The sequence below is a fragment of the Vibrio sp. 2132-1 genome, assembly GCF_033344315.1.
On record NZ_JAWPON010000001.1, the window covers coordinates 293,503 to 312,888 of the forward strand.

The following is a 19,386-nucleotide window of genomic DNA, read 5'->3' on the forward strand; positions in this document are numbered from 1 at the left end:
AAACCGTGATAAAAGCCTCAAATCAAGGTTAAGAGAAGGTTAGCGATTACGCAAACGTTTAGGACTGGAATTACTGATAATTTTACTTATTGTGTTGATTGATAATAACGATGACATTAATAGCTCAAACACCATTGAAAGTAAGGGAATATTTACATATGATTGAAAATGATAATTATTTTCAAGTGCTGTGTTTATGTATTTTATTATTAGCTTGCTCGTGTTTTTTTTGCTGTATATCAGAACAAAACCGAACTCGTGGTGTGCGGGGATTCATATCGTAAGCCACTTTTTTATAGTTGCATTTTGTCCTGCAATTTATGTTGTTCAATATTTAATCGTTACGTTTTTTTCGTCACCGATATTGATTAAGATGTCATCACGCTCCGGTGTATACAACATTCTCATTGCTTTTCTTCCATTATTGATCGCAACCGGCAGTCTGGCGTTTAGCTGAATGATTTCATCTCTCTTCTTTTCTTAAAACAACTACACTTAATCAGAATAAGGTATCAATTTCATATAATTATTCGATATCTACGCGTCAGCACATGTGTCACATTTCTGTGACTACGAGTAAGTTTTACTTATGTTGCTTGGTAGTAGGGTATTTATCGATTGTTTAATGATTCAATACTTAGTTTAATCGTATAAAGGTGTGCAGTATGCCGCACTAAATTAATAAGAAATTATCTAAAAAGGTTAATGGGAAACGTAAGCCATTAGCGGAGGTCAGATGAGTACGCACACGGTACCGCAGAGCGCGATTGTAAATGCTGTCAAAGGTGAAGTTTTGGTTTTGGGCCTGGATGGAAACGTTAAGGTCATAAAAGCGGGGGATGAGTTAAGACCTGGCGAGATTATTATCACAGAAAATAATGCTTCTCTCGACGTACAGATAAATAATGAGCTTTATCTGGTCGATGCAAATTGTGTTGCTTGTCTTCCTGTGCCTTCTTCTGAACCGTTAGAACCAGTATTGGTACAATCTCCAGTTAATGGCTTGGTGACTTTTGACCCAACGGCTATTGGAAGTGCTGACTTCGACGCCAACGATATTGCCGCTATCCAGCAAGCTATTTTAGACGGAGCTGACCCTACCGCTATCTTAGAAGCAACAGCTGCTGGCGCAGGTGCTGAAGGCTCGGCTAATGCTGGCTACGTGACGGTTGAATATAATAACCCGGAAGTACTCGCGTCTACTTTTTTTGAAACGTCTGCGACTCGCAGCGGAGAAGATGATCGCGACGAAGATGACGGTTTGAATGTCACGATTTTTGCTGATGGTGGGCAGTCACTGCAATCTAGCGTAACAGAAGGCTCAACTTCTCTATCTAGCTACCCGCAAACCATTTCTTCTAGTGTGCTGGTTGAAGCAGGGGATCTCGCACTTGATACTGCTTCATTTGTACCTGAAACGTCCTCATTAGAGTCTTTGTTAATCGAGTTAAATAGTGACATTACCTCTGGTGGTCAGCCAGTGGCGTTCGTTTACGACGAAGCGCAAAATGCTATTATCGGCACTCAAGGTGGTAACGAAGTGCTTCGTATCGAGATCGAAGCGACATCTTTAGGCCGTGATTTAGAGTTAGAGGTCGTTACCACGATTAGCCAGGGTATTGACCATGTTGCGTCTGTTGCTGATGGCCAAGTATCGATCGTCGGTGATCAAATCAATATTGCTTTTGATATTACTGGCGCAGATATTGGTGGGAACAGCATTCAAGCGCCTATCGATTTTACGACAACCGTTATTGATGGCGATGATCCTGCGCCGCAGAACGTTACTTTTGAAAACGTTGAATCTTCTTCTACACCAATTACTGGCACTTTTGTTGATATTGGTAGTGATCAATTGGCAACGGTCACGTTTAATCAAGAAGGACTTAGTCAGTTCGATGGCCTACTGAGTGATAATCAGGCGACAGAAGCGGTACTCTCTGAAGACGGCAGTACTATCACCTTGTCCATTGCGGGCTCGAATGAAACCGTCTTAACCATCAGTTTGAATACTGATGGTACCTACCAATTTGAGCAATTTAAGCCGTTAGAACAAACAAACGGTGAAGATACGATTGAGCTCTCTTTGCCAACCACAATCGTCGATTTCGACCAAGATACGGCAAGCAACACCTTTACGATGACCATCCTCGATGGCGATAACCCAGTGATTGAGAACGTGACGGGCTTGTCTTTAGATGAGGCGGGGGTTGACCAAGGTTCACAGGAAGGCGCGGCAGTAACAAGTGGTACTGGGTCGATCACGACAGCGGTCGGAAGTGACATCATTGATCACTATGAGTTGGAACCTACAGAGTTCAATGTTGGTGGAGAACTCCAATCTCAAGGGCAGGTTGTTCAACTAGAACTAGCGTCCGAGAGTAACGGCGTACGTACTTACGAAGGCTTCATCGAGCTGGATGGTGTGCGTATTACCGTATTTGATGTGGCGATTGATGCACCTGCATTGGGCGAATACCAATTCAACTTGTATGAACAACTTGACCATACGGGTGCTAACGATGACTCGCTCACTTTCTCACTGCCAGTTTACGCGGTAGATGCGGATGGTGACCGCTCCTCTATTACCGAAGGTTCGAACACACCAGAAGCTGCGCAAATTGTCATTCAAGTTCAAGATGACGTTCCTTCGATTGATGGCGTTGATGCGCTAGCCGTCGATGAAGACGATTTATCAAGCATTGGCTCCGATCAAAGCGACTCTGTGTTCGCGCAAGGTAGCTTCACGACGACTCAGGGCTCAGACCGTGTTGTAAGTTATCAATTAGAGAGCGGCACTGATCCACTCAATGGGTTGGAATCGCAGGGGCGATCTATCTCTCTGACGGAAACAACCAATTCAGATGGCAGCTTTACCTATTCTGCAACGGCAGAAGGGGACGCTATTTTCACCTTACAAGTTAACCCTGACGGTACTTATTCGTTTACCCTTGAAGGTCCAATCGATCATGCTGTGGGTAGCGATAGCTTAACTCTAGACTTCACTATTGTCGCAACGGACTTTGACGGTGACACCAGCTCACTTGTTCTACCGGTTACCATTACTGATGATGTGCCAACTATTAATGACGTTGTCGCTCTTAACGTCGATGAAGATGACTTAAGTTCGGTAGGCTCAGACCAATCACAGCCAACATTGGTTGAAGGTCAGTTCACGACGACTCAAGGTTCTGATGGCGTCGTACAGTATCAGTTGGATGTAAACGCTGATTCTTTAAATGGCCTGCAATCTCAAGGTCAAACCGTTTCCATTGCCGAAACGCAAAATGCAGATGGCAGTTACACCTACAGCGCAACGGCAAATGGCAGTGCAGTTTTCACATTAATTTTGAATACCGACGGCTCGTACAGTTTTGAGCTGCAAGGTCCAATTGACCATGCGGCAAATAGCGACAGCTTAACCCTTGATTTTAGCGTTATTGCTACAGACTTTGATGGTGACACAAGTCAAATCGTATTGCCTGTTACCATTGTGGATGATAAGCCGACCATTACCGATGTCGATGCGATTACCGTTGATGAAGATGATTTGGGCACGATTGGTTCGGATCAGACTGACCCGATTTCAATCGATGGTAACTTCACCACCACACAAGGCTCTGACCGAGTAGTGAGCTATCAGCTTGATGCTTCAGCAACACCAGTGGCTGGACTCACATCACAAGGCGTGGCAGTCACGCTAACTGAAACCGCAAACGCTGATGGCAGCTTTACCTACCAAGCAACAGCAGGCACTGAGTCGGTCTTTACGCTGACAGTGAATACTGATGGTAGCTATAACTTCACGCTTGAAGGTCCAATCGACCACGCAGTAGATAGTGATGAGTTGATACTGAACTTCCCAGTCATCGCGACAGACTTTGATGGCGATACCACAAATGCCACTATCCCTGTGACAATCGTGGACGATAAGCCTGTTATTACCGACGTCGACACCATTACGGTTGATGAAGATGATCTAGCGTCAATTGGCTCAGACCAAAGCAATCCAATTTCTATTGATGGCAACTTTACTACCACACAAGGCTCTGACCGAGTGGTGAGCTACCAACTCGATGCTTCAGCAACACCAGTGGACGGTTTAACATCGCAAGGCGTGGCTGTCACACTGATAGAAACCGCAAATGGTGATGGTAGTTTCACTTATGAAGCGACTGCGGGTGGCAACCCAGTATTTACTCTGACAGTAGATACTGATGGCTCTTACAACTTCACGCTAGAAGGGCCAATTGATCACGCGGTGGATAGTGATGAGCTGACACTCAACTTCCCAATTATCGCAACCGACTTCGATGGCGACACCGTTACTGAAACCATTCCAGTCACGATTGTTGATGATGTACCGACCATCACAGCGGTGGATGCGTTGAGTGTCGATGAAGATGACCTTAGCGGCGTGGGCTCAGACCAAACTGACGCTGTGTTCGTTGAAGGCGCGTTTACCACTATTCAAGGCTCTGACCGAGTGGTGAGCTATCAACTGGATTCAACGGCTGATCCTGTTGCGGGGCTAACGTCTCAAGGTGAGGCGATTACCTTGGTGGAAACCGCCAACGGTGATGGCAGCTTTACTTATGTGGCGACCGCAGACGGCAATCCGGTATTCACGTTAAACGTAGCAACAGATGGCACTTACGATTTTACGCTGCAAGGCCCGATTGACCATGCAGCTAACAGTGACAGCCTGACGATTGATTTCCCAATTATTGCCACCGATTTTGATGGTGATACGACTTCGGCAACCATTCCAGTCACGATTACGGATGATGCACCAATCATCGATAATGTTTTGCCTCTGGCTGTAGACGAAGATGATTTATCAGGTATTGGCTCAGACCAAACTGACGCTGTGTTTGTTGAAGGCGCGTTCACCACTACCCAAGGTTCAGACCGTGTGGTGAGCTACCAACTTGATTCAACTTCTGATCCTGTCGCAGGTTTAACTTCTCAAGGTGAGCCTGTTACTTTGGTAGAGACTGCGAATGCCGATGGCAGCTTTACTTACGTGGCTACCGCGGATGGCAATCCGGTTTTCACCATGAACGTGAATGCAGACGGTACATACAGCTTCCGTCTAGAAGGTCCAATCGATCATGCGTTAAACAGCGATGAGCTAGTACTGAACTTCCCAATCATTGCAACAGACTTTGATGGCGATACGACGACCGCGACCATTCCAGTCACGATTACTGATGACGTTCCAACCATTAATAACGTTGTTCCACTGACAGTAGACGAAGATGATCTCGCAACAATTGGCTCAGACCAAAACGATGATGCGTTTATGTCGGGCTCTTTCAGCACAACTGAAGGCTCAGACAGCGTTGTTAAATACCAGCTTGATGCAACTGCAGATCCAGTAGCAGGGTTGACCTCTCATGGTGAGCCTGTCGTACTTGCTGAGACAACAAATGGTGATGGCAGCTTTACTTACACTGCCACAGCAGATGGCAATGCCGTATTTGAATTGGTGGTGAAGCCAGATGGCAGCTACACCTTTACTCTGCAGGGCCCACTAGACCATGCGGTGAATAGCGACGGTCTGCAAATCGACTTCCCGATTATCGCAACAGACTTTGATGGCGATACGTCGACAGAAACACTACCTGTCACCATCGTTGATGATAAACCAACCATCACTGACGTAGACGCAATCCATGTGGATGAAGATGACTTAGCGACGATTGGCTCTGACGGCGCAGATCCAATTTCAATCGACGGCAACTTCACTACAACGCAAGGCTCTGATGGGGTAGTAAGCTACCAATTAGATACTGCTGCAACGCCAGTTGATGGTCTAACATCGCAAGGTGTGGCAGTGACGCTGACTGAAACCGCAAACGGCGACGGTAGCTACACTTATGAAGCGACAGCAGGAACTGAAGCCGTATTTACGCTGACCGTTAATACGGATGGTTCATACAACTTCACGCTGCAAGGTCCTATCGACCATGCGACAGACAGTGATGAGCTGACACTGAACTTCCCAATCATCGCGACGGATTTTGATGGTGATACCACCACAGAAACGATCCCAGTCACCATCGTGGATGATAAGCCGACCATTACCGATGTCGATGCGATTACCGTTGATGAAGATGACTTAGGCACGATTGGCTCAGACCAGACTGACCCAATTTCAATCGATGGCAACTTCACCACCACACAAGGCTCTGACCGAGTAGTGAGTTATCAGCTTGACGCTTCTGCAACACCAGTTGACGGCCTTACATCACAAGGCGTGGCTGTCACGCTGACTGAAAGCGCAAATAGTGATGGCAGCTTTACTTACAAGGCGACAGCGGGTACTGAAGCGGTCTTTACGCTGACAGTGAACACTGATGGCTCTTATAACTTCACGCTTGAAGGCCCAATCGATCATGCTGTTGATAATGATGAGTTAACGCTCAACTTCCCAATTATTGCGACCGACTTTGATGGCGACACCACAAACGCCACGATCCCTGTGACGATCGTGGACGATAAGCCAGTTATTACTGACGTCGACGCAATCACGGTTGATGAAGATGATCTAGCGTCAATTGGCTCAGACCAAAGCAACCCGATTTCTATTGATGGTAACTTCACTACCACACAAGGCTCTGACCGAGTAGTGAGCTACCAACTCGATGCTTCAGCAACACCGGTGGACGGTTTAACATCGCAAGGTGTAGCGGTAATGCTGACTGAAACCGCAAATGGTGATGGTAGTTTCACTTATGAAGCGACTGCGGGTGGCAACCCAGTATTTACTCTGACAGTAGATACTGATGGCTCTTACAACTTCACGCTAGAAGGGCCAATTGATCACGCGGTGGATAGTGATGAGCTGACACTCAACTTCCCAATTATCGCAACCGACTTCGATGGCGACACCGTTACTGAAACCATTCCAGTCACGATTGTTGATGATGTACCGACCATCACAGCGGTGGATGCGTTGAGTGTCGATGAAGATGACCTTAGCGGCGTGGGCTCAGACCAAACTGACGCTGTGTTCGTTGAAGGCGCGTTTACTACCACACAAGGCTCTGACCGAGTGGTGAGCTATCAACTGGATTCAACCGCTGATCCTGTTGCGGGTCTGACATCTCAAGGTGAGGCGATTACCTTGGTGGAAACCGCGAATGGCGACGGCAGCTTTACCTATGTGGCGACCGCTGACGGTAATCCTGTCTTCACGTTGAATGTCGCAACAGATGGTACGTACGACTTTACGCTGCAAGGCCCGATTGACCATGCCGCTAACAGCGACAGCCTGACGATTGATTTCCCAATTATTGCCACCGATTTTGATGGTGATACGACCACGGCAACCATTCCAGTCACCATTACGGATGATGCGCCAATCATCGATAATGTTGTGCCTCTGGCTGTAGACGAAGATGATTTATCAGGTATTGGCTCAGACCAAAGTGACGCTGTGTTTGTTGAAGGCGCGTTCACCACTACCCAAGGTTCAGACCGTGTAGTGAGCTACCAACTTGATTCAACGGCTGATCCTGTCGCAGGTTTAACTTCTCACGGTGAGCCTGTTACTTTGGTAGAGAATGCGAATGCTGATGGCAGCTTCACTTACGTGGCTACCGCGGATGGCAATCCGGTCTTCACCATGAATGTTAATGCTGATGGCACATACAATTTCCGTCTTGAAGGGCCGGTGGATCACGCGTTAAACAGCGATGAATTGGTTCTGAACTTCCCAATCATTGCAACAGACTTTGATGGCGATACGACAACCGCGACTATTCCAGTCACGATTACTGATGACGTTCCAACCATCGATAACGTTGTCCCACTAACAGTAGACGAAGATGACCTTGCCTCAATTGGCTCAGACCAAAACGATGATGCGTTTATGTCGGGCTCTTTCACCACAACTGAAGGCTCGGACAGTGTTGTTAAATACCAGCTTGATGCAACAGCAGATCCAGTAGCAGGGTTGACCTCTCATGGTGAGCCTGTCGTGCTTACTGAGACAACAAATGGTGATGGCAGCTTTACTTACACTGCCACAGCAGATGGCAATGCCGTATTTGAATTGGTTGTGAAGCCAGATGGCAGCTACACCTTTACTCTGCAAGGTCCACTAGACCATGCGGTGAATAGTGACAGTCTACAAATCGACTTCCCGATTATCGCAACAGATTTTGATGGCGACACGTCGACGGAAACACTACCTGTCACCATCGTTGATGATAAACCAACCATCACTGATGTAGACGCAATCCGTGTGGATGAAGATGACCTAGCGACGATTGGCTCTGATGGCTCAGATCCAATTTCAATCGATGGCAACTTCACTACAACGCAAGGCTCTGATGGGGTAGTGAGCTACCAATTAGATACTGCTGCAACACCAGTTGATGGTCTGACATCACAAGGTGTGGCCGTCACGCTGACGGAAACTGCAAACGGCGACGGTAGCTACACTTATGAAGCGACAGCAGGAACTGAAGCCGTATTTACGCTGACCGTGAATACGGATGGTTCATACAACTTCACGCTGCAAGGTCCAATCGACCATGCGACGGGTAGTGATGAGCTGACACTGAACTTCCCAATCATCGCGACGGACTTTGATGGTGATACCACCACAGAAACGATCCCAGTCACCATCGTGGATGATAAGCCAACCATTACCGATGTCGATGCAATTACCGTTGACGAAGATGACTTAGGCACGATTGGTTCGGATCAGACTGGCCCGATTTCAATCGATGGCAACTTCACCACCACACAAGGCTCTGACCGAGTAGTGAGCTATCAGCTTGATGCTTCAGCAACACCAGTGGCTGGACTCACATCACAAGGCGTGGCAGTCACATTGGCTGAAACCGCAAATGGCGACGGCAGCTTTACCTATCAAGCAACAGCAGGCACCGAGTCGGTCTTTACACTGACAGTGAACACTGATGGCTCTTATAACTTCACGCTTGAAGGCCCAATCGATCATGCTGTTGATAGTGATGAGTTAACGCTCAACTTCCCAATCATCGCAACAGACTTTGATGGCGATACCTCTGCTGAGACAATTCCTGTCAAGATCGTTGATGACAAGCCGACACTTGGTGGAATCGAAGCAACAAGTGTGCAAACGGTTGATGAGGACGATATCCCAACAATCGGATCTGATGGTACACAGTCGAACAGCATTGCCGGTAACTTCATCGCGACTGATGGTTCTGATGGCATTGTCGAGTACAGCGTTTCTGACCTAACGACGCCAGTACAAGGCCTGACCTCTGGTGGTCAATCTCTGGTTATGGTTGAAGTATCAAACGCAGGTGGCGTTTCAGTTTACGAAGCTCGTATTGATGGCACGACGACACCAGTATTCCGTGTAACCCTCGATGCCTCTGATGACAGCTACACGTTCGATTTGCTCGCTCGTCTCGATCATCCAAATGCTGATGGCCAGAATGAACTGATCATAAATTTACCGATAAACGCGACTGACTTTGATGGAGACGTGTCGAACAACATCACCTTACCAATTACGGTTGTGGATGATGTTCCGACCATTGATGGTTTGCTAGCAGGCAGCGAACAAACCGTTGATGAAGATGACCTACCAGCAGGTACGGATGCTGCAAGTGCAGAAGATACTGTTATTTCAGGTACTTTTGATATCACCGAAGGTGCTGACCAAGTTGCTTCTATTCAGCTGAGTGACCTGACCACGCCAGTTGCGTCACTGACTTCAGATGGTGACGCTATCACCTTAGTTCTGTCTTCTAGCGCAAACGGCGTGAACGTATACCAAGGTGTCGCTGGCAATCCTGCTGAAGTGGTTTTCGAACTGACGTTGGATGCAACGAACAACACCTACGAGTTCGATTTACAGAAGCCGCTTGATCATCCAGATGGTAATCAGCAAAACGAGATTGTTATTAACCTCCCTGTGACGGCGACAGATAATGATGGTGATACTTCACCAGCCTTCACATTGCCAATTACCGTTGTGGACGATGTTCCAGTTGTTACCAATATTGAAAGTCTACGTGTCGACGAAGATGACTTACCTCTTGGTTCTGATGGCACTAAAGAGCCGTTAACGGTATCAGGTGAATTCGAAGTCACTAGCGCAGATGGTATTGATGCTTTCGAATTGGATCTGAGCTCAAATCCTATTCCGAACCTGAAATCGGGTGGAGAAGAGGTAACACTTTCTCAAGACGTTGGTGCTTCAACTGCTGACGCGCTTGTTTACGTGGGACAAACTCCGGGTGGAGTGACGGTCTTCACGTTGACACTTCATCAAGATGGTAAATACGACTTTGAGTTATCTGGTCAGTTAGATCACGCGGTTAACTCTGATGAGATTTTGTTGAATCTACCTGTGAAGATCACGGATGGCGACAACGATACCATCACTGCGACCTTGCCAGTTACGATCGTAGATGACAAACCAACCATTGATGCTATTAGCTCTGGTAGTACCTTGTCTGTGGATGAGGATGATATTCCGAGCCAAGGTTCGGACGACACGCCAGAATCCAATATCATTGGTGGCAACTTTGACGTTACTGATGGTGCCGACTCTATCGTTAGCTTCCAGTTGGATAGCTTAACGTCGCCTGTTTCTGGACTTACCTCAGGTGGTCAGCCGCTTGAATTGGTTGAATTTTCAAATTCAAATGGTGTGATTGAGTACCGAGCTTACGTACAAGGTACGACGGATACCGTCTTTAAACTGACGCTAAATGGCTCAGCTGACAGTTATGAGTTTGAACTATTAGGTGCACTTGATCATCCTGCGGGTAACGATGAAAACTCGTTGGTCATTAACTTCCCAGTCAACGCGACTGATTTTGATGGCGATGTGTCCAATAACATCACCTTGCCGATCACCGTGGTGGACGATGTTCCAGCTATTGTGAACGTGACAGACTCTAGCCAACAAACCGTTGATGAAGATGATCTTGCCGGTGGCTCTGACACGACAAGTAATGATTCTACGGTATTGAACGGCGGATTTGAGGTCGTTGCTGGTGCAGACAAGATTGTCAGCTACCAAGTTTCAGACCTCGATGCAGTCGTGTCTGGTTTAACGTCGAACGGCAGCAGCATCGAGTTGAATCTAGTAGGCACGAATGGTGGAGTAACCAGTTACGAAGCGGTTATTACTGGCACATCAACTAAGATCTTCACGCTGTCTCTTGATGCGAATAATGACAGCTACCAATTTGAGCTGTTGGGACCAATCGACCACGACGCTGTTCAAGGTGAAAACAACCTTGTCATTGATATTCCAATTACAGTAACAGACTTTGATGGTGACACGTCATCACCACTGAATCTTCCAATTACCGTAGTTGATGACATTCCCGAAATTAAATCAGCAGATGCTTTGGCTGTTGATGAGGATGACCTTGCCAACGGCTCCCAGGCAACCAACAAAGACAGCCTAGAAGCAACGGGCAATTTCGATACGGTGGAAGGGGCAGATACCGTTGTCTCTTATCAGCTGGATCTTACTTCTAACCCGATACCAGGAGTAACTTCAGGTGGTCTTGCGGTGACGTTAGTTCAAACCGCGGTAAGCAACAACAACTTTACTTATCAAGGTCAAACACCTGATGGTAACTCAGTGTTCACGCTAGTTTTGAACGCTGACGGCTCTTACAAGTTTACGCTTGAGGGTGCGCTAGATCACTCAACTCAAGGCGAAGATACACTCATACTTGATCTCCCAGTCTTTGCGACCGATGTCGATGGCGATACGGCAGGTATTAACTTACCAGTGACGATTACCGATGATGTTCCAACCTTGCACGATGCATCTATTTCGCGTGTTGAGGGACAAGGCAGCCGCACGGTTCGTTTATTCCGAGACCCTGTAGAGGGGGATGATGACCTTGGTGCTGACGGCGCACAAGTGACTTCATTCTCGGCTGATGATTCAGGCATTTACTTTAAGCAAAACGGTGTTGATTCTGATTCTGTCGATTTGAACGGCAGCGACCAAGTCGTATTTGTTCACAAGGTTCTTGACGGAGTGGATACTGAAATCGGTCGTTTGGTTGTTCGAACCGATGGCAGTGTGTCATTCCGTCCGAATGACGATCTTGACCATACCGAAACCGACTCGATTGATTTCACCATCAACGTTGTTGCAACCGATGGTGATGGCGATATCGCAGATGCCGATGTGGATATCTCGATAAGAGACCGCAATGCGCAAATTGACACGTCTACCGTTACTGCGTTCGAAGACCAAGGGCGTGATGGTGTCGTTGTGGGCGTTGACTCTGCAAATACTCAGGACAACTTGTCGACGCTGGATGTTAGCCCTGCGAAAGTCGACTTGGTTATCAATTTACATGATATCGACCGTAACGAGAGCTTAGGTGACATCACTATTCGAGATGCTGATACTCACAACGGTACGTTCTACTACAGAGACGGCAGTGGCAACTACATTGAGTTAACATCTGTGGGCAATACGGTTGTTCTCGACGCATCAAATGTTGAGCAGTCATTCAATGGTGAGCTTGTCTCGTTAGATAACTTGTACTTCGTACCAGATCGTCATACATCAACCGATGCTTCTGGTATCGATCCTCGTATCCGCGTGGAAATTCTTAACAATGGTACGCCAGATCATACGATTAATGGTCGTTTAGACATTGAAGTTGCTGCCGTCGCAGATATTGCAACGTGGACGGCAAGCAGCGAATTTAACTATTCGGTTGATGAAGATGGAAACAATGTCGCACTTAACATCACGGCTGAAACCCAAGACACTAGTAACCCTGAAGGCATTGTGTACGAGCTTGTCTTTACACAAGGAGAAGGTAACGCAGAGTTAGTCTATTCAGATGGTAGTGCGATACCAAAATCCGGTGGTGTTTATCTGGTGGATGCAAGCCGAATTGATGAAGTTCAAGTTGATCCGATAGATAACTTCTCGGGCGAAATCAGAATTGATGTCACCGCTATTACGACGGAAAACAACAATCCACTGCTTGGGAAAGATACCGCTCGCTCAGAAACCGAAACCATTATTATTGATGTAAACCCAGTTGCGGATAAAGGTAGTTTTACTGTAAACCGAATTAATGTGTTTGAGGATAATGCTCGAACTCAAAATACGGTAGACCCTGTCACTGATCACGACCCACTCCAATTAAGTGAAGTGATCACCATGAAACCATCAGCGGACTTAGATGGTTCTGAAGCGTTATTTGTGCGCATTTCTAACTTCTCAATTGATGGGGTTACTTTGGTGTGGCTGGACTCAGCAAACCCAAGTCAGATAGTAGAAGTGACCGATTCAGGCGGCAATGTACTTTATTACGAAGTGCCAGAGTCTGAATTAGCGAACGTCGAAGTTCTTCCTCCTTTGCACGGCAATGATGACTTTACTTTCAATGTCGAAGGAATTGTGAAAGACACAGCATCATTGTCTACCGGTACGACAGAAGATGTGTTGTCACTGGGCAGTAAGACCGTCATCGTTGGTGTAAAAGGTGTTGCTGACATACCAGACACGGTATTAATTGACGCGGGGAACGTTTGGAACCGATTCGTAGACGGAGATGTGGCCGGGATAGAGACGACTATTGAAGAGAATGGTGTTGTAAACCTCAACTTCTCGGTTGTATCAGGTGAAGTTGCCGATAGACCACAGGATGATTCAGAAGCCATTACTGTTATCCTGTCCAACATCCCCGACGGTGTTCGTGTCGTAGATTCAGACGGTTCAAGCGTTGACCTCACCTTTGTTGGCTATGATGGTAACGGTCAACCGATTTACGAAGCAAACATCACTGGGCTGAATTTTAATTCCGGTATTCAAATTATTCCGGAAGCCTCTTCAACTGAAAACATTGCGATTACAGGGACGATCATTGTTACCGAGAATGATGGTCATAGTCGTGTGATTGAAAGAGAGGTAAGGATCAAGGTCGAACCCGTTATTGACGCTCAAGATAACTACGTTGTCCGCTCGGAGGGAGATGAAGATACGCGCTTTGACATCGATTGGAAACCGACGCTCGTACAAAGCCCTGATACCGATGAATTCTTTAGTGATGTAACCATCTCTGGATTTCCTCCAGGCAGCACGGTCTATGTAGATGGTGTGGCACAAACGCTTGTTTCTGGAACACTAACGCTTTCACCGCAAGCCGGTGAATCAGAGCAAGATTTTTCCGCTAGAATCTCTCCAAGTGGCTATGTTCAAGTCCAGTTGGAGCAGGATTCAAGTACTGACTTTGACTTGACCACAACCGTCACTGTGAAAGAGATTGACCATGAATATGTTGACGCTTCGAATCCCGGTGAAGGTATCGCTGAGAAAACCATCAATGGTACGGTGAATGTCCAAGTTAATCCAATCGTTGAGCCAGAGGATAAAACGGGGGCAATAGATGACCAAACCCGTCTGCTTGTCACTGAAAGTGGTGGTGGTGCTACCGATATCGTGAAGTCAGACGATCAAGGTAACATTGACTTTACGATCAACACTTCTATGGGGGGCGAATCTGGTGCTCATATCATTAAATATCAAGAGTTTGATGCGTCTTCAGATGAAGTGGTGACTCAACTTGTTGTTCAATTTCACAATGTGGACCCTGAGATCCTCAACCAATTGGTTATCGTCGGTGCACTAAATGAAGGTGGAGGTCGTTGGACAGTAACCAATGAAGACAACTTCTCAATTAAAGCGCCGTCTGGACTTGATTTAACACCAAACGATGACAGTGACGATGGCGATAACGGCGGTCTCTCTCAAATTGGCTTAACCATTTACGCAGAAGTAAATGATTTGGGCGAGGATTTGGGCAACGAAAAAGATGCGACGGTCGTGCGTCAAACGGATGTGACACTAGAGTTTCCAACCGTCCTCACACCGAAAATGAGTGTAGCGGCAGAGATTCAGGTGGCTGATGATGTCCAAATTCAAGCGTTGGAAGACAATTCTATTAACCTTGGTGCTCAGTTGACGTCGAAAGTCGATGCGATTAATGCAGATGGTGTGGAAGATGTCTTAACTATTATCGTCGACCCGACAGCTCCTGGCATTCCTCCTGGTTTGGTGATCACGGGGACGGATGTTGATTTTGTCAATGGTAAATACGTGTTCCAAGCCCATATCGATGCGAGTGGAAATATTACTGGCCTTGATGGCTTGACGATGCACTTGGCAGAAGATTACGCAGGTGATTTCGAATTACCAATTCGGTTTGTCACTAAAGACACTGAGTCCGGTGATGAAAAAGAAAATAATGTCCAGTTTCCAGTTCAGGTTTTACCGGTTGCAGACGTTCCGAGTTCAGCCGGGGATCAGCCGTTGGATAGCGATGTCACACCAAATGTAAGAGTAGATATCGTCGGTACTTTCGGCTTGGATGCAAACAAACAACCTGTGACTGATCTAAATAACGACGTTCCCACGGCGGATGGTGTTGGTTACGAAGATGGCTTAATCCAACTTAACTTGAGTGTTGATTTTGCCGATCAATTTAACAACACTCAAGGTGGTCGAGAAACACTAACGAACATCAAGTTAGAGCTTGATGACACAACATTAGGTGAGTTTGTTGATGCCAATGGTAACAGCTTAGGAACCAGTATTGAGTTTAATGAAGCTGAGATTTTAGCTGGTGCGCTTGACAATGTTCTGTTTAAGCCAAAAGAAAATTACCCCGTAGGTGGTGGCCAAAATACCGTCAAGATTAATATCGAGGGAGAAATTACTGATGAAGCTGTGTTTGATCAGTCTATCTTGAATAACTCTGGCGATAATATAGATGTGAGAACCTTCACTGACGATGTCACATTTGAAGTTACGCCAGTCGTTGATGACATTACCATTACAGGTGCCGATCCGACGCAGCCAATCACGGTGATTGGTGACGAAGATACTTTAATTTCGCTGAATCAATCGGGCTCTGGTGTTTCGATCAGCCTGAACGATAATGACGGTTCTGAGAGTTTCGTTTCACTCAAGTTAACGGGGCTTCCTGATGACTTTATCGTTAAATCCAATTCCTCTGATTATGTTGTTAAGAACAACGGTGGGGGCGAATGGAGTATTCAACTAAAAGATCTCACTCAGACGTCCATTGACCTGAGTGACATCCAAATTAAACCGCCAAAACACTTTAGTGGCGAGGCTGAGATAGGTATTACGGTCTTCATTCAAGAGGAGTTGCTACAAGTTCCAACGGAACGAAACAACAACTTTACGCTTATTGTCAATCCTATTGGTGATGATGTTGATGTGAACCCCGACACTTCGGCTGCAGGTAATGAGGGCGAAGACATTGTTATTAATGTAAATGCGTTAGTGGTTGATAACAAAGAGTCCATCGGAGATGGTGCAAACTACCAGGAAAATGATCCAGAGACGCTGAGAGTTGAGGTCTCCAATGTCCCTGATGGGGCGAGTGTTTCATTACCTGATGGGACAGTGTTTACTGACCAAGGCGGCGGCATTTTTGTCTTAGAAATCAATGCTCAAGACTTGGATCAAGTGGTGTTTAATTCTGGGGATCGCAACGATAACTCATGGGATGGTTCGCTGCATTTCAAAGTGCAAGCCGTTGATACTGGGCTCGATGGCAGTCAAAGCTTGGGCTCCGCAGAGGAGTTTGATGTCACTGTTGATGTTGAAGCAGTGAACGATCGTCCAGAGTTCGTCAATACCGTGGATGTGGAAACACCAGAAGATACGCCAATGCTGCTTGATGGTTTCAGCATTACCGATATTGATGCCGTACTCGATGATCCGAATGCTGAATATGTACTCAATGTGAACGTCGACAGCGGTATCTTGGAGCTTAATCCAACGCTCATCGCTACTTACAACCTAACCGTGAGCGGTGATGGTACGGACTCCGTTGAACTGAAAGGTACAGTGGCCGATCTAAACAATGCCATTGCAGACGGTCTGATTGAGTTTAATCCAGACCTGAACTTCTTTGGTGACGTTCAGGTGGACGTGACAGTCGATGACCAAGGTAATGAAGGTATCGTAATTGGTGGGGTAGATGACACCCTAAATACCAACAGCAGCAGCTTCAATATTGAAGTGACAGCGGTGAATGATACCCCAGAAACTACGCCAGTGACGCTACCGGATATTGAAGAAGATAGTGGTGTGTTCTCCATCTCTGAAGCGGATCTTATTGCGAATGCGACAGACGTAGAGAACGATAATCTCACGGTTAGCAATGTTCAGTTAACGGATCCGAATTCGGGCAGCATTATTTTCAACAGTGGCACGGGAGAGTGGGAATTTACCCCTGCACCAGATTACAACGGTCCAGTTGAAATCACGTACACCATTACAGATGATGGCACGACAAATGGTGCATCCGATCCTAAATCGGTTAACGGCAGCGCATCGTTCAACGTAACGGAAGTCAATGATGCTCCAACGACGTCTGAAGTGACACTTTCTGATATCGCAGAAGACAGTACGGCGGTTGATATTACCCAAGCTGATTTGTTGGCGAATGCGTCTGATATTGAAAACGACACCTTGATGGTGAGCAATGTCCAGTTGGTTGATCCAAGCAGCGGCACATTGGATTTCGACAACGTAACAGGTACATGGTCATTTACTCCTGCGCCTGGCTACAACGGCAAGGTCGATCTGACCTACGACATTACCGACAACGGTACAACGAACGGTGTTTCAGATCCTCAAACGGTGTCAGGAACGGCGACCTTCGAAGTCACTGAGGTGAACGATGCACCGGTAACATCAGAGGTAACGTTGAGTAGTACCGAAGAAGATGGTGGTTCGGTAACTATTACGGCTACTGAGTTGCTGAGCAACGCAAGTGATCCTGAGTCAGACAACTTGACCGTCGATAATGTTGCGTTAGTGGACCCAACTTCCGGCACGTTGACTCAAGTGAGTGCGACAGAGTGGACGTTTGAACCCGCAGCAGATTTCTTTGGTGACGTTAATTTCACTTATGAAATCACAGATGACGGAACAACTAACGGCGATCCAGACCCAATTACAATCGCGGGCACAGCAGTGTTGAATGTTGAAGCGACCAATGACGCACCTGAAATCACTGCAACGTCGGTAACGGATACGATCAACGAAGCCGATGGCCAGAAAATAACGGGTATTAGTGTAAGTGACATCGACTTCACTGGTGCGCAGGCGAATGAAATCATGACGGTGACTCTTACAGTTACCGAGGGCGACCTTCGTGTCGAGCCGCCAGCAGGTAGTGGTGTGACTGTTGGGGCGGGGATGGCTGGTGAAATAACCCTAATGGGCACACCAGATAATATTAACTCCGTTCTTGGAGCAACAGACGCTTCTGAGGGTGTATTTGTGGATGCAGGAGATGTCAACGCAGCTTCAATCACTTTATCGGTGAAAGTCGAAGACAACGGTGTGTACTTCGAAAATGCATCGGGTTCCGCATTGGAGGCGAATCAAGACTTCACTATCAATGTGACACCTGTAGCTGATGCACCTACATTGAATATCAATCCTCAGTTTAATTACATTCGTCAAATTACGGCTAGCCAAACCGCGAGCAGTCAAGGTTTAGCGATTGTCGGAATCATGGCGGCGCTTACTGATATTGACGAGGTGCTGTCTTTGGAGCTAACGGGCGTACCAGCTAGTGCTGAGGTAACAAGTGGCGTTTCTCCATCAGGCATTAGCTTCGATGGTACCACTTGGACAGTACCAAGCGATGAAATTGATACGCTAGAAATTGTCGCAACAGATACTAACAGTGGTATTGATGTCGGTTCTTACGATATTTCGCTTACGGCGATATCAACGGAATCTAATGGCGATGAAGCGCAGTCTTCACCTGTCCAAATTAGTTTGGATGTGAGTAGTGATAGCGACGATATTGACCAGTCAACCGCAGTGGACGACAGCTATTTAGTCGGCGGAGACACAGGTACCAACTTGATTGGTGGAGACGGTGACGACGTTATTCTGGGTGGTGATGGTGATGACGTGCTTATCGGTGGCTTAGGCTCAGATATCTTAACGGGTGGAGACGGCAGCGATATCTTCAAGTGGACGGTAGATTCCGTTGATGAAGGGGCAGTGGATACCATTACTGACTTCACTGTTAACGAAGACAGTATCGATTTACGTGAAGTTATCTCTGATCTCAATAACTCAATGATCGACATGGATGATCTGCTTGGTCACATTTCGGCAGACTACGATGCATCGACGGAAAGTGTTTCTCTGAACATTACGACGGATGCAAATGTTCAACAGACTATTGTCGTGGAAAACTTAGGTACTTCAATCGACTTCAACGGTCTCAGCTCCAACGAAATTGTAGAGTCATTGCTCAACAACGGTGTTATTGATAACGGATAAACCTGTATACAACACAAAAATGGGCGGCT

Annotated in this window: 1 protein-coding gene; it reads left to right on the top strand. The window is 46.7% G+C overall.

Going from position 1 to position 19,386, the window contains the following annotated elements; genetic code table 11:
* Positions 1–736: 736 nt before the first annotated feature.
* Entirely contained in the window at positions 737–19,357 is an 18,621-nt protein-coding gene (locus tag R8N47_RS01235; protein WP_213913561.1) for a retention module-containing protein, read from the top strand.
* The last annotated feature ends 29 nt before the right edge of the window (positions 19,358–19,386 follow it).